The 13,216-nt window shown below is 54.3% G+C and carries 12 protein-coding genes; 3 read left to right on the top strand and 9 right to left on the bottom strand.

Annotation, left to right across the window (positions count from 1 at the left end; all coding sequences use genetic code 11):
• Positions 1 to 134: 134 nt before the first annotated feature.
• The 6 genes from aglJ to NGM68_RS12970 all read right to left on the bottom strand — a co-directional run bounded on the left by aglJ (position 135) and on the right by NGM68_RS12970 (position 6,752).
• Positions 135 to 1,169, bottom strand: a complete 1,035-nt coding sequence (aglJ, locus tag NGM68_RS12995) for an S-layer glycoprotein N-glycosyltransferase AglJ (protein ID WP_252698666.1) — start codon at positions 1,167 to 1,169, stop codon at positions 135 to 137.
• 87 nt (positions 1,170 to 1,256) lie between these two features.
• Positions 1,257 to 2,558 (bottom strand): UDP-glucose 6-dehydrogenase AglM, encoded by a 1,302-nt coding sequence (gene aglM / locus NGM68_RS12990; RefSeq protein WP_252698665.1) that lies wholly within the window; start codon positions 2,556 to 2,558, stop codon positions 1,257 to 1,259.
• 99 nt (positions 2,559 to 2,657) lie between these two features.
• The gene (aglF, locus tag NGM68_RS12985; protein WP_252698664.1) at positions 2,658 to 3,395 is read right to left on the bottom strand and encodes a UTP--glucose-1-phosphate uridylyltransferase AglF; all 738 of its coding nucleotides are present in this window, start codon (positions 3,393 to 3,395) and stop codon (positions 2,658 to 2,660) included.
• 244 nt (positions 3,396 to 3,639) lie between these two features.
• Positions 3,640 to 4,566 carry an ATP-grasp fold amidoligase family protein gene (locus tag NGM68_RS12980; protein WP_252698663.1) on the bottom strand — a complete coding sequence of 309 codons (927 nt, stop codon included), beginning with the start codon at positions 4,564 to 4,566 and terminating at the stop codon, positions 3,640 to 3,642.
• Positions 4,567 to 4,679: 113 nt separating this feature from the next.
• Positions 4,680 to 5,786 (bottom strand): sugar-transfer associated ATP-grasp domain-containing protein, encoded by a 1,107-nt coding sequence (locus tag NGM68_RS12975; protein ID WP_252698662.1) that lies wholly within the window; start codon positions 5,784 to 5,786, stop codon positions 4,680 to 4,682.
• A gap of 402 nt (positions 5,787 to 6,188) precedes the next feature.
• Positions 6,189 to 6,752, bottom strand: coding sequence for an HTTM domain-containing protein (locus tag NGM68_RS12970; protein ID WP_252698661.1), 564 nt, complete (start codon positions 6,750 to 6,752; stop codon positions 6,189 to 6,191).
• Between the two features lie 127 nt (positions 6,753 to 6,879).
• Here NGM68_RS12970 and NGM68_RS12965 point away from each other — a divergent pair, with 127 nt between their 5' ends.
• The gene (locus tag NGM68_RS12965) at positions 6,880 to 7,560 is read left to right on the top strand and encodes an IS6 family transposase (protein ID WP_252698660.1); all 681 of its coding nucleotides are present in this window, start codon (positions 6,880 to 6,882) and stop codon (positions 7,558 to 7,560) included.
• A 57-nt stretch (positions 7,561 to 7,617) separates the two neighbouring features.
• On the opposite strand, the gene NGM68_RS12960 is transcribed toward NGM68_RS12965, so the two are convergent.
• Both NGM68_RS12960 and NGM68_RS12955 read right to left on the bottom strand, forming a co-directional pair.
• A complete protein-coding gene (locus NGM68_RS12960) occupies positions 7,618 to 8,583 on the bottom strand; it encodes a hypothetical protein (RefSeq protein ID WP_252698659.1) in 966 nt (321 codons plus the stop codon).
• Positions 8,574 to 9,287 carry a hypothetical protein gene (locus tag NGM68_RS12955; protein WP_252698658.1) on the bottom strand — a complete coding sequence of 238 codons (714 nt, stop codon included), beginning with the start codon at positions 9,285 to 9,287 and terminating at the stop codon, positions 8,574 to 8,576. Before NGM68_RS12955 ends, NGM68_RS12960 begins: the two co-directional genes overlap by 10 nt.
• A gap of 266 nt (positions 9,288 to 9,553) precedes the next feature.
• Here NGM68_RS12955 and NGM68_RS12950 point away from each other — a divergent pair, with 266 nt between their 5' ends.
• Positions 9,554 to 10,990 carry a flippase gene (locus tag NGM68_RS12950; RefSeq protein WP_252698657.1) on the top strand — a complete coding sequence of 479 codons (1,437 nt, stop codon included), beginning with the start codon at positions 9,554 to 9,556 and terminating at the stop codon, positions 10,988 to 10,990.
• Positions 10,991 to 11,294: 304 nt separating this feature from the next.
• A complete protein-coding gene (locus NGM68_RS12945) occupies positions 11,295 to 12,179 on the top strand; it encodes a glycosyltransferase family 2 protein (RefSeq protein ID WP_305884208.1) in 885 nt (294 codons plus the stop codon).
• A gap of 42 nt (positions 12,180 to 12,221) precedes the next feature.
• Here the strand turns inward: NGM68_RS12945 and aglG are convergent, their stop codons facing one another.
• Positions 12,222 to 13,187: a glucosyl-dolichyl phosphate glucuronosyltransferase gene (gene aglG / locus NGM68_RS12940; protein WP_252698655.1), complete on the bottom strand. Its 966-nt coding sequence runs from the start codon at positions 13,185 to 13,187 to the stop codon at positions 12,222 to 12,224.
• Between the last annotated feature and the right edge of the window lie 29 nt (positions 13,188 to 13,216).

Genomic DNA, 13,216 nt, shown 5'->3' with positions numbered 1-13,216 from the left:
CCACATGATTCCGGCCAACTGGTGCTCATTCCTGCTGATCATCTCGAGTTCTCGAGACGGGTGGGATCCTGCCTCGAGGTAACCAGAACGTTGAGAAGACGTACTTACTGTCGAGCTGGGAGAGGAACGACCACTCACCGCTCACGGTCGCCGTGTATCTCGCGACGCACCGACTCGAGCCGTCGGCGCTGTTCGCGGTGGAGCGTCACGATCATATCCGAGAGGACGCCGAACATGAGGAGTTGCACCCCGAGGAGGATCGCCGCCGCCGACACGACGGCGATAATCTCGTGGCCGATGTTGTACTGAATCCACTGCCAGAGGACGAAGCCAGCCAGGAGACAACCGGTCAGGATCGAGGTGACCCCAACGCTGCCGAAATAAAACAGCGGGTTGTTCGTCTTCGCGAGTGAGTACAGCGTCAGGATGATCGTCCCGCCGTCCCAGACCGGGTGGAGGTTCGTCTCCGAGTCCTCCGGTCGCGCACGGTAGCTAACCGGGACGACCGTCGTCTCGATTCCCTGGCGGACGCATTCGACGGCGAGTTCCGTCTCGATCGTAAACCCGTCCGCCTCGAGCAACAATCGCTCGAAGGAGTCGCGGGTGAACGCCCGGTAGCCCGAGAGAATGTCCCCGTAGTTCGCGCCGTGGATGAACCCAAACGCACCGTTGATGAGACGATTGCCGACGCCGTTGAGCCGCTTCATGGCATCTTCGTCCATCCGCGCAAAGCGGTTCCCGATGACGTGCTCGTAACCGCGGGTGAGCGGTTCGAGCATGGTCTCTGCGTCGTCCGGGTCGTAGGTGCCGTCGCCGTCGAGCATCAACACGTAGTCGGCGTCGATGTGCTCGATCGCCTCGCGAACGGCCTGGCCCTTCCCGGAGCCGGACTGGGTGAGCACGCGGGCCCCGTGATCGCGAGCGATATCGCGCGTGCCGTCGCCCGAGTCGCCATCGACGACGAGCACGTTCTCGTAGCCGCGGTCGCGGAAGTCGTCGATGACGCTGCCGATCGTCGCGGCCTCCTCGAGCGTCGGGATCAGGATGCAGACCCGTGCGGGCGTAAGGGGGTGATCGATATCGGACAGTGGTCTCTCCTCGACGGTCGCGTCCGTAACCTGTGTGTCACCGTCGTGATATTCCGATTCGAGACCACCCTCGTCGTTCATTGAGGTGCACTCGACGCCCAGACTGGAAAAACGTACTGGTGCTGGCCTGACGTGTCCGGCTGCAACCGTGGCGGCGGTGTCCAGGGCTCACCAGGTCAACCCGTCGTACACCTCGAGGGCGTCGGTGTCGATGTCGATGCGCCGGCCGTCGACGAGGACTTTTCGTGCCATCCCGTCGAGTGCTGCCTCGAGGTCGTCGAACTCCGGCCAGTCGGTCGCGACGACCGCGCCGTCCGCGTTCTCGAGGGCGTCGGCCGCGCTGTCGGCGTACTCGAGGTCGGCGTACTCGGGGTACCGCTTGCTGAGCGAGTCGGCGGCAACGGGGTCGTAGGCCACGACTGCCGCCCCCCGATCGCGTAGGTGATCGATCACGTCGAGCGCACGCGACTTGCGCAAGTCGTCGGTGTGTGGCTTGAACGAGAGTCCAAGGACGGCGATTCGAGCGCCCTCGAGGTTGACGTGGTTCGAAAGCAGGTCGACCAGGCGACGCGGCTGGCCGTCGTTGACCCTGACAACGGCGTCAAGCAGGGCGGGTTCGTAGCCCTGCTCCCGTGCGCCCGCCCGCAACGCGTTCACGTCCTTTGGGAAACACGACCCGCCCCAGCCGAGGCCCGAGCGCATGAACTGGTCTGAGATCCGATCGTCGAGGCCTACCGCCTCGAGTACCTCGTAGGCGTCGACGTCGTAGGCTTTCGCGATGTTCCCGAGTTCGTTCACCAGGGAGACCTTCGAGGCGAGGAACGCGTTGTTCGCGTACTTGATCAACTCGGCCTCGCGGACGCCGGTTTCGACGAAGGCAGCGCCGCGGTCGCACATGGGGGCGTAGAGCGTCCGCAGGGTGTCGGCGGCCGCCTGGGACGTGGCCCCGACGACGACCTTCTCGGGCTCGAGGAAGTCATCGACTGCAGAGCCCATCCGCAGGAACTCGGGGTTCATCGCTAGCTCGAGCCCCTCGCCGATCGGCGTCCCGGCGTGTTCGCTGACGGTCGGGCCGACGACCTCGTCCGTGGTTCCGGGTAACACCGTGCTCTTGACGACGACGAGGTGATCGCCGTCTTTCTCGGCGAGGGCAGCGCCGAGGGACTCACTGGCCGCTCGCATCGCCGTCAGATCGAGGCTCCCGTCGTCGTGCTGTGGGGTCGGGAGACAGAGAAACGTGAGGTCGGTGTCTCGAACCGCGCCGTAGTCAGTCGTTGCACGGAGTCGCGTGCCCGCGTGTTCGGCGATCCGTTCTTCAAGTCCCGGTTCGTGGATCGGGGACTCGCCGGCGTTGATCGTGTCGACAGTTTCGGCGTCGATCTCAACGTTGGTTACGTCGTGGCCGAGGTCGGCCAGACAGGCCGCGATCGTGGTGCCGACGTAGCCGCTACCGACGATAGAGACATTCATGCGGTACCAAAAGAGAGGCGGGGAGTAGTGGTTTTTGGGTTGGGGCTCGAGGAGGGAATCAATCGGTTCGGCGATCCGTGCTCGAGCATCGTCTCGAGATTACTCGCTCGCCGAGAGTACCTGCTCGTCGTCCTGCAGGCGCTCTTCGGCCTTTTCCTGGTCGTCAGGGTAGCCGACATCGATCCGCCAGCCGTCCATCCGAATTGCATCGATCGTCCGCCCCGACTGGATCAACAGGTCGATGGCGTCCGGCAGTTCGTACTCGCCACGGTCGGAGGGCTGGACGAGGTGACAGGCGTGGAAGATCGCCGGCGTGAACGTGTAGAAGCCGGTCATCACGAGGTTCGACGGTGGGTCATCCGGCTTCTCCATCACTTCGACGACCTCGCCGTAGCCGTTCGTGTCGAGGACGCCGTAGCGGGAGGCCTCCTCCCAGGGCACCTCCTCGACGAGGAATGCGGCGTCGGCGCGCTCCTCCTGCTGACGGTTGATCACGTCGCCGAGATTTGCCCGGAAGATGTTGTCGCCGAGCATCAGGACGAAATCGTCCTCGATGTGCGGTTCGGCCTGAAGGATCGCGTGGGCCAGCCCCAACTGCTCGCGCTGGTGGGCGTAGGTGATCGGGACGCCCTCGTAGGCGTCGCCGTAGCGTTCGATAATCTTCTCTTTCATGTAGCCGACGACGACGATGAGTTCGGTGGCTCCGATCCTGAGGAGGTTGTCGAAGACGTCCTCGAGGAGAGGCTTTCCGTCGACCTCCACGAGCGCTTTCGGTTTGTCTTCGGTGAGGGGCCGGAGGCGGGTGCCTTTGCCGGCGGCGAGGACGACTGCTTGCATAGTAGTCATAATTTTAGCGGGCGGACATATGCTTTGTGAGCGAGCGCGATATTATTTTGCCATGAAGGGCATGTCGAACGGGAGGTAATTGGAGTTTTTATTGACAACAAATTGAATGGCACTTGTTTAGAACCACAGTTTGACAGACTCAACAACGAAGATATTGGTGGTTTGAGAATCTGGAACGCATCTATCGCTTGTCGTTAGCTATACTAGCTCATAGTTACCCGACAGACCGTGATAACTACCAGAGAGAACCAAATTCATGGTCGTAAGATTGGGGATGAAACGGCGTCATTCCCGATGCAGGGCAGCTCGTCAACTCCCCAAACAATATCTCCTGATCCTCGAGGTTGTACAGATCAACGCGAATAAAATCAAAATCCGCGCCCAGGGTTTCTGCGGTAGCAATCATCTCTTCAAATTGATTCGGTTTCTCGATCGCTGGGCCAAGTGGCAGTTCACCTTTTCGGAAATCCAGGGCGTTCCAGTCCCTGTCAAAGAACCGTCTCGATGGACTACCAAAGCGGTCGAAATCGATGTGTATGTATTCGACATTCCCATGAAACACGTACATCTTATAATCGATTGGGACGTCGAACTCCGGGTCAGAGAGGCGCTCTTCGACCATAACCTGGCGGTCGATATCAGCGTTCCAATACTGGTTTCGAATATAGCCATAGTCAGCGTTCAACCACTGTTTACACCGTTCTTTTATTGCTGCGTGATCCGGTGTCTCACCCTTTTCGGCAAATATCACCTCACCAGCCATATGCGTGGGTTTGATCACGTACTCCTCTGGGAATGACTCAAACGGGATCTCCTCTGGATTGTCCGTGACGTGGTATACCTCAGGAAGCTTATCATCACCAATGCGATCAGCAGCATATTCTCGAGCCGTAATTTTTCCTTCAACGGTTGCGAGACGATCATCGCTCGTCCGTAACTTTCTGTGGAGGATTTTCTCGTTGAAGGTTTGTGGATTCTCGATCTGTGGCCAATAGCCCAAACTCGGATAGACCAGACATTTCTGATGCAGCGTAGATCCCAAAATACGCTTTGTGAAGTTGGCAGTAGGGCCTTCTTTGAGTAAATAGTATACTACTCCACTGGGGAGCGACCGAATCCCACCAGACCGATAGAGACGCTTTGCGTCTTCTATTGTACTCACGCCATTCTGAGATGTGTCGGGTGTGGCATAAAGTCTTCTTGTTCAAAGCAGCGTCTCACAGACTGTACGTCTATCCGTGGCGAATCAGATCACGTGCGCACTTAGTTTGATTGTCACAAGACGTGATGGGATTCGTAGAAACGGGTGATGCGTTCATCCGATAACAAGGGCTTGTGAATTTGGATCATATTGACGTCAGGGTAGCTGTTGACCTCAATAACTTTGAACTCTCCATTGGCGTCAATAGCGACATCCCATCCAGCATACGGTAAGTTAGGATACTGTTCGGCGACGCGTACAATTTGCTCCGCCAATGTAGTCCACCCAGGGATTTCCGCCCCTTCAATTTGTTCGCCCGTATCTGGGTGAGATGCATACCACGAGATGGTTCCATCCTCGGCGATACCGGCTGCAGGACTGAGTTCTCCGGAGTCGATATCCACCTGCGATGCGATCCCGCCTTTTGACCAATTATCGGTCGGTACTGAGTCGGCCGTCCCGAATCGGTGTACTGCGATCGGGATAAACGCCTCACCGGTATCTGGGTCGACCATGGTCAGTATTCGGATTGTATTCAACGAGTGTGGAAAGATTTGACTCGAATAGTTGTCTTGCTCGATGAACTCACAGACAATGGAATCTGTCTTGTCTCGAATGCGGGCGAAGAGCATTTCGGTCTGGATCTCTTCTCCATTGAGTAAGAGAGTACCCTCCTTACTTGTGATCCGCTGGATATCGTCGCCACCCCCTCCGAGACGAGGTTTCACTATTAGCTGGTCGTGTTCATCAATGAGCTGCTGGAACGAATCAACATCATGGAAAAAATAGAGTTCACCGTCGTCCATCCACGCGAGAGCCTCAGCAACATGCCCGTTCAGTACGCGATCGAACAATTGGTGGAAGAGAAGTTTATCGTTGAAGATTCGCTCGGATTTCCCGTTTATCTCTCGCGTTCGAAAATCCCGATGGTAGTTTGAGACATACTCGTTGAGGTTCGAAATATCGTAAAAGAAGTACGATTGGGACAGGAATCCATTTGAGAGCAGCCGCACCCGCCATTGCAGGGGCACCCGTTTCCGGTAGGGGTTTCCCCACTCCGCCCGAATAAACGTCGATAGCGCTGCGATTTTCCGCGCTGAATAATGGAGCACGCCGCTCAGGAGATTTACCAGACCCTTAGAACGGTAAATTTCGCGAGCCCTGCGAACCAGTCGATGCATGTGTTCTGAGATAGTCCCATGTCATTTCTATGTACCGAAACTTTATCACTATACACCGCACTTCTCTTTGCTCTGTCTGTTAGATGCTACCGCCAGCACGAAGGATACCTTCAGTGCAGACTCAGTTGGGTTCGGGTGCCATCACATATTGGTAGAGGTGATGGCCGAATCGCTTGATTCCAGGGAGATGCATAACCACATATACTGGATAGAGAATCCCGAGATGCCGAGTTAGATAGGCAACTGCGTCGTACCCTTCGACATAATTCTCCCCTTGACACACTGCAATTGTGACAGAGGGATTGATGTTATCTCCACATCCAGCCACCTTACTGTACTCTCTTTGTGGGACGAAGGCAATCGTCTCGTTCACATCCAAAAATTTGTAAAATTACAATCCTTTCACACACCTTCTGTGAGTGTTGTCGTATTTGACCGTGACCGGTTGGATGGCCCGAGACGCTCGAGGATCTTCTCCCAGTCAACGAACAAGGCAAGAAAGACGAGTGAATAGAGAAACACTGGACCCATTACGATTGCAATCCCGATGTGGAAACTGATCGCCAATAGTACGAACAGGTGAAACAGCCTGTCAAACAACACTGAAAATACGAATCCAAGTTCAAAAACGATCGTCCCAATGGCTGCGATGAGAAGCAGCGTATCGAACTGCAATACGAGATCCCGAACGAACGGGGAGTAGCCTAACTGATAGAAGTGTTCTATGTACCTTCCCAAATTCGTTGCTGAGACCCACTCTGGGCCACCGAGCACCACCTTTGCTACACCTGAGCCGAAGTACAAGACCGCTAGTCCGAAAAGAAACACCGCCAGCGGCGTCGCCCGATACTTTGGTGTCAACGGCTTTGTGAGATGCCGGTTCAGGGCATCTATTCCACGTGAAGACCGATTACGAAGTCCATCGTACGACAGTTGATCCTGATCAGCATAGAGGGCAAACAGCATTAAAAGTAGAGCGGACACGAAAAACATCTGGGTTGACCAAGACGCATCAGCCATTCGATGAATAACTCCGAGAGGCACTGTCTAGATGAGAGTTTGAGGAACGAGCAGGTGGTGACGAGAAGTATCCATGCAACTCGCCGACCTGCTCAGAGAAACCTTGAACGTGGATTGTGATGAGGTTTGGGAGAACGAGCGCACCCCGACACCCGTCAGGGTGTTTGGGGTGCGGCTGCATTCGATGGGACTGTCGGTTCGGGAGGTCGTTGCAGTCCTCGAATTACTCAGCATTGACCGCTCTCACGGCGCAATTTGGAACTGGACGCACACGCTGTCGGAGGCTCAGAGCGACCCGCCGACGGCAGCGCCGTCACGGGTCGCGGTCGATGAGAAACAGATCGAGGTCGACGGCGAGAAAAAGTGGCTGTACGCCGCGATCGACACAAAATCGAAGCTCCTGCTCGAAATCGACGTGTTCAGCCGTCGCGGCACCGACCCCGCGGCGGCCTTTCTCCACCGATTGGAGGAGAAACACGATCTCGACGACACAGCGTTTCTCGTGGATGCTGGTGGCTATCTGACTTCCCTCGCTCGTCGGAAGTTGAGCGGTCAGCTCGACTACATCGAGCGAAACCACATCGAAAAGTGGTTCCAGACAGTGTCGATGCGGATCGACCGCTTTCATTCGTTCTGGCGGGGCAGTCCAGCCAGCGCACGTCGCTGGCTCAGACGCTTCAGACACCACTATAACCACGATCGACCGAACCAGGCACTAAACGGTCAAACTCCCGTCGAGGAGGTGCAGAACTAGACAGTGCCCGTATGCTATATTTGTTGCCATCTCTATTGGAGTCTTTAGATTGTGTTGTTATTCTCTGTACTCACTGGAACCGAACCATAACCGGTCAAAGTACCTTTCTTGTTCCTTGTGGTTCCTGAACGTCTGATACGCCCGTTCCCAGTCTACAAAACACAATATCAATATGATATTCATTATGAACAGTATCTGCATCGTCAGTGCGATCATAATGTGCATTCCTATGAGTCCGAGGGCGAAAAATGAGATATTGCGCCGAAGCAAAACGGCGAGGAGAAACCCAATTTGGAGGAAGATCGTCCCGAATGCCATGCCAAACAGGAAGATGTCATACTCCATTATCCAAGGGACTAAGACTACTTCAGTCGAAGTATAGAATTCACTTCGGTGGGTGATAAACCGCGCTAACGTTTCCGGTTGTACCCATTTATGTCCTGGGCCGGTCAGTAGTTTTGCTAGCCCAGGCATAAAGTAGAGTGTTGAGAAGATGACAAGTGCCCATTTTAGCTGGGGAAAGGTGTGAGAGGTAGCGTCGGAGTACCAACCCTCTAAACGGCTCCTTTTGTTTTCACCGGCCTCACGAAGGGCATCTATCGTGAGCATATCATGTTCATCGTACAATCCAATTAACAGAACGAAATAAATGACAATAAATACCGTCTCGGTCTCTCCAACGGAGTTGAAGAAATACACGTTCGCCATAAGGTAGAAGACAATCATTGAACTGAGAAAGCTCGACCACTTTAATTGATAACCGATGATAAAACAGACCAGAAAGATGATTGCTAACCAACTGAGGAGGTGTAATTGATCGTGGAGGATTTCGATGTGAAATACGTGAAATGCCTCTATCGTCTTATTGGGTGCCGCTGTTGGTGTGCCATCTGGCCACGAACTGATTGCCTTCCAGTCGTATGATACAATTTTCCAGAGTAAAGTGATCCCCAATATGAGACGTGCAACCGCGACGTTTAGGCTCGAGTGGAAGCGTGGATTTGCATAATAATTTACGAACACGCAGCCTGCACCTCCTCACTTGCCTCCGCTACCGATCTTTCAAACTGCCTTTCTTCTTCTCGAGAGATGACTTCTCTCCCGTCGGAACTCGATTCGATAGTTACAGTGTATACGACAATGCCTTCAATATCTCCAAAGTTTGCTAACTCGGCAGTGTTCCACTTATAATCGAAATGGTGTGGGGGGAACGAGCCTTCCACTGTAGAGCGGGTTCCGGTTTCAATACCCTCATTTCTAAATTCACAAGCATTTAACAACAAATGATCGAAGAATTCACCTTTCGATGATGGGTTTTTCTCTAATGAATACCTTGCTAAACGTCCGGTCATTGGTTCAGTAAGCGGTGGGCTTGCTCGAGCGTCGTATACGATTTCGTTACCATCTTCGTCGAAAAGACGGACTTCAGTGTTACTATCGACCGGGTCTGGCGAATCGATGAACTTGTGCAAATGCACAAATGGGAGAAGTTCAACGCCGACAATGCTGACAATCACTATCCCAACAAGAAGGTACGTAATGTATGCTTTTCGAACTCTTTTCATATCGGAATAATAGAACGCTATGAATGTGAACCCGACGAAGGTCACCGCTGCCAATGAAAAAGCGAGTTCAATCGTTAGAAATGACTCTTTCAATAAATCTCTAATAAGTGATTGAGCAACAATTGGCAAGTGATTCAAATCATTATGTAAGTTGTTGCTCATTACTCCATAATTCTTTCGAACGGTAATCGATTCTGGCAACTTTCTAAATGGCTAATAACCCCTCTGGAGTCGGTATCAGCATGGTCTCCCTTCTTTTGGATAGCCTCCCCTTAGCGTTGACATACCGGAGAACATTTCTTTCAGAGTCAACGTGCTGTTTGTATTCACACAATCTCGTGGAAAGAGGAAACGCATATAGTTCGAGCGTTCATTGCACCATTTATCTCAAGCCTTCCCATTGCGACCGGGTTACGGTGACATAACAAATGCGACTTGGTCAGACATCACTTATTTATTTTATCGCGAAAGTTGTCGGGTCTTTACTGGGCTTTATTGCAACAATTTATTTTGCTCGAGTGTTAGGTGCTGAAGTTCTTGGACAATATGCGCTGGCGATGGCGATCATTACGTGGGCAAGCCTCGCGGGGAAGGTGGGATTCTCCAGAGCAATTACAAAACGGGTAAGTGAAGGCGAACAGGAGGAGGAATTTGTCGGTGCTGGAATCGTTGTGATGTGTGCTCTATTGCTCATAACCTCATTGATTCTCTTTCTGTTCAGGGGGCAGGTAGATGCCTATGTCGGCGCCCCGGCGACGGGATTTATCATTCTCATCCTTGTTATGATTTTGTACAAGTCGATCGTGAACGCCACCCTTCAAGGTAATCACCTCGTGCACGTGTATGCCATTTTATCGACGGGAAGGCAGGCGTCAAGGGCTCTGGCCCAGATTCTTCTGGTCGCTATCGGCATGGGTCTTAGTGGTATGTTGTTTGGGTACGCCTTCGGGTACCTCGTCACTGCGACGATTGGACTGTGGATTCTTGGGCTTCGCCCGGCCCGACCGGAGAAATTCCATATTGTTAACCTCTTTGATTATGCGAAGTACGCATGGCTTGGGAGCTTTCGCGGACGTGCGTTCAACACAATCGATATTACTGTCCTGGGGCTGTTCGTAACGCAGGGTCTCATCGGCGTCTATTCTGTTGCCTGGTCACTGAGTAAATTCCTCAATATATTCAGCGACGCAATAAGCAGCACGCTGTTTCCGGAAATGAGTAAGGTGTCAACAGAGGGTGACTTTAGAATGGTCGCGACATTAACGGAAGATGCACTCACGTATGCCGGTTTGATCCTTATCCCCGGATTCGTTGGGGCTTTGGTGCTTGGTGATCTCCTCATGTTGATTTACGGAGCTGAGTTCGTCGTAGGTACTGAAGTTCTCGGGATCCTTATTGCTGGCCTTTTGATCTATTCCTATAACAAACAATTTCTGAACACCCTCAATGCGATCGACCGACCAGACCTTGCATTCCGTTCTAACGCGGTTTTCATTGTGGCCAACATTTGCCTGAACGTCCTCTTGATCTGGCAGTTTGGATGGATCGGTGCTGCCGTGGCAACCGGTCTCTCAGCCGTCTTCGGGCTCGTGTTTGCTTTCCGGTATACCAAGGCGCTCGTCCCCGTCTCAATCCCACTCGCTGATATCTTATACCAGTGGGTTGCGGCACTAAGCATGGGTCTGCTTATTTACGGTGTCCGCACGGGATTAGAGGGCCATTGGCTCACCCAGCACAACGCAGTGTTCGTTGTTATCTTGGTTGCCCTCGGTGCAAGCATCTATTTCGGCACACTCTTAGTAATTTCGACCACGTTCCAGAAAACAGTCAAGAACAACCTGCCGTTCGATCTTCCATTGATTTAGTTAGTATCGTGGTGTGCTTCTTCAAGTCGAATCACGCCCACGTCGTCTTTACCGACTCAGTGCTTGCGCTGGAGCCTGAATAATTCAGGAGGGTATTTGATCACTGATACTGGTTCCGTCAAGGCCACCTATTCAAAGGCATCGTTCCAACGTGTTATGTAGGGTATGGAAAATTGGATATCGCGTTCATTTGCCGTCACGCATCCATTCATTTTCAGGGAATTATGCTAGTTTACCAATGCCTTTTTCTCCCCAATCTACGTCGTCACGACCTGGCCAAATGGATAGTACGTCTCCCAACCCGGTGATCTCAGTTGTGATGCCGGTATTTAATGATCCGTCAGGGGTTCGCGCGACGGTTGAGTCAATTCGACCACAACTTGAGGAAGGGGAGGCACACCTCACCATTGTTGATAACGACTCGACGGATCGAACGCCCACAGTGATCGAGTCGTACACCGACGACGAGCTGATATCGAGCGTGCTCGAGGACGCCGTCCAATCCTCCTACGCCGCTCGAAACAGCGGGATCCGCCAGTCAGCGGGCGAGATAATCGCGTTCGTCGATGCTGACATGACCGTTCCCGACGACTGGCTTGCTACCGCTCGCCAAGCATTTGAGGAGACGAATGCCGCGTACATGGGCTGTAACGTGGAACTTACCCACCCAGAAGATCGCTCGCTCGCTGCCCGCTACGATCATCACACAGGTTTTCCCGTAAAACAGTACCTCGAGCACCAGCAGTTCGCCCCCACCTGCTGTCTGTTCGTCCGGCGCGAAGTCTTCGAGGACGTCGGGCTATTCGACCACCGCCTCGAGTCTGGCGGCGACAAGGAGTTCGGTAACCGAGTTCACGACGCCGGATACGACCTTCGCTTCGCCGACGACGCCACTATGTACCACCCGACCAGGAACAGCCTCAGCGCACACGTCAAAAAGGATCGCCGCGTCGGCCGCGGGCTCTGTCAGCTCCAGCGCTATCACCCCAATCGGTACGGCACGCCCGGGATCCCCCCACGCCCGAGCGGGATCAAACGCCCCGATCGCGACCTCCCCGCGAAAGACCGACTCGCCTTCGGCGCGCTCTCGAGGCTGCTCACAGCCGTCCGTGGGCTGGGCTACTACCAGGAGTACCTCACCGAAAATCGACGCGGGAACCTCGAGGGCGTTCCGCAACTCGAGCCGTGAACAGGTGCTCGAGAGAGGCAACAACAGTCGAAAACTGGATCGTCAGGTATCCGTCGCGGCGTCACGACTGGCTACCAACTCCGACCGATCCACCTCGAGCAGTCCGTACAAATACCCCAACCCAACTGCCGCAGTAAAGACGAATATCGTCACGAGCTGTTGGAGTTTCGCACTCGAGGGCCGACGAACCAACTCTTTCAGACGTAACGGAACGAACCCGAGCATGAGCTGCTTCAAATAATCGTTCTTGTCCCCGGATGCCTCGGGCAACAGGAGATCCATGATCCGTTTCGAGTAGCCCTGCCAGAACGACCGGAACACGAGCCACCGGAACTCGCCACGGTAGTCGAACAGCTTGTGATGAACCACGGCGTCCGTGTTATAGATCACACCTTTGCCGTACTTGTTGGCCATTCGGATACAGACCGGGGCCTCGTGCGCCTGGATGTGCCGATCCCCTTTCCGACCCGTGTTCTCGTCGTAGCCGCCAACGTTCAGGAACACGTCCCGGCGAAAGGAGATGTTCGAGCCGTATGTGTTGCGGAGTTCCTCCATGTGTTCGCCCATACCTCGCTCGTCACAGCCGACGAGCCAGTAGAACTCCGCCGGGAAGAAGTCGGGTTTCTCGGTCACCCAGTCGGGTGCGACGTGGCCGCCGACAGCGATCGCGTCGGTCTCCTCGTACACCCGGACGAGTTCGGCGACCCAGTCCGGTTCGGCGACCGCGTCGTCGTCGATGAACGCGACGACGTCACCGGTGGCAATCTTCGCTCCCTTCGTCCGGCTATAGGAAATCCCCTGATTGGCGTCGTTGCAGTGGAGGACGACCTCGTCGCAGTCACCGAAATCCTCGCGGACGCGGTCGAACACCTCTTCGTTCCCGTCGACGACGATCACGATCTCGAGCGGCTCGTAGGTTTGCTCGAGAGCGCTTTCGACGCACGCCGAAAAGACCTCGTAGCGCTCCATCGCGTAGGTGCAGATGACGACGGAGACCCGTGTACTCATTGGCAGGTCGTTCTGACGTGTGGAGAATA

It is taken from the genome of Natronosalvus vescus (genome assembly GCF_023973145.1).
Lineage (GTDB): Archaea > Halobacteriota > Halobacteria > Halobacteriales > Natrialbaceae > Natronosalvus > Natronosalvus vescus.
Note: the sequence above shows the minus strand (reverse complement) of the source record. Positions and strands in the feature narration are given on the sequence as shown.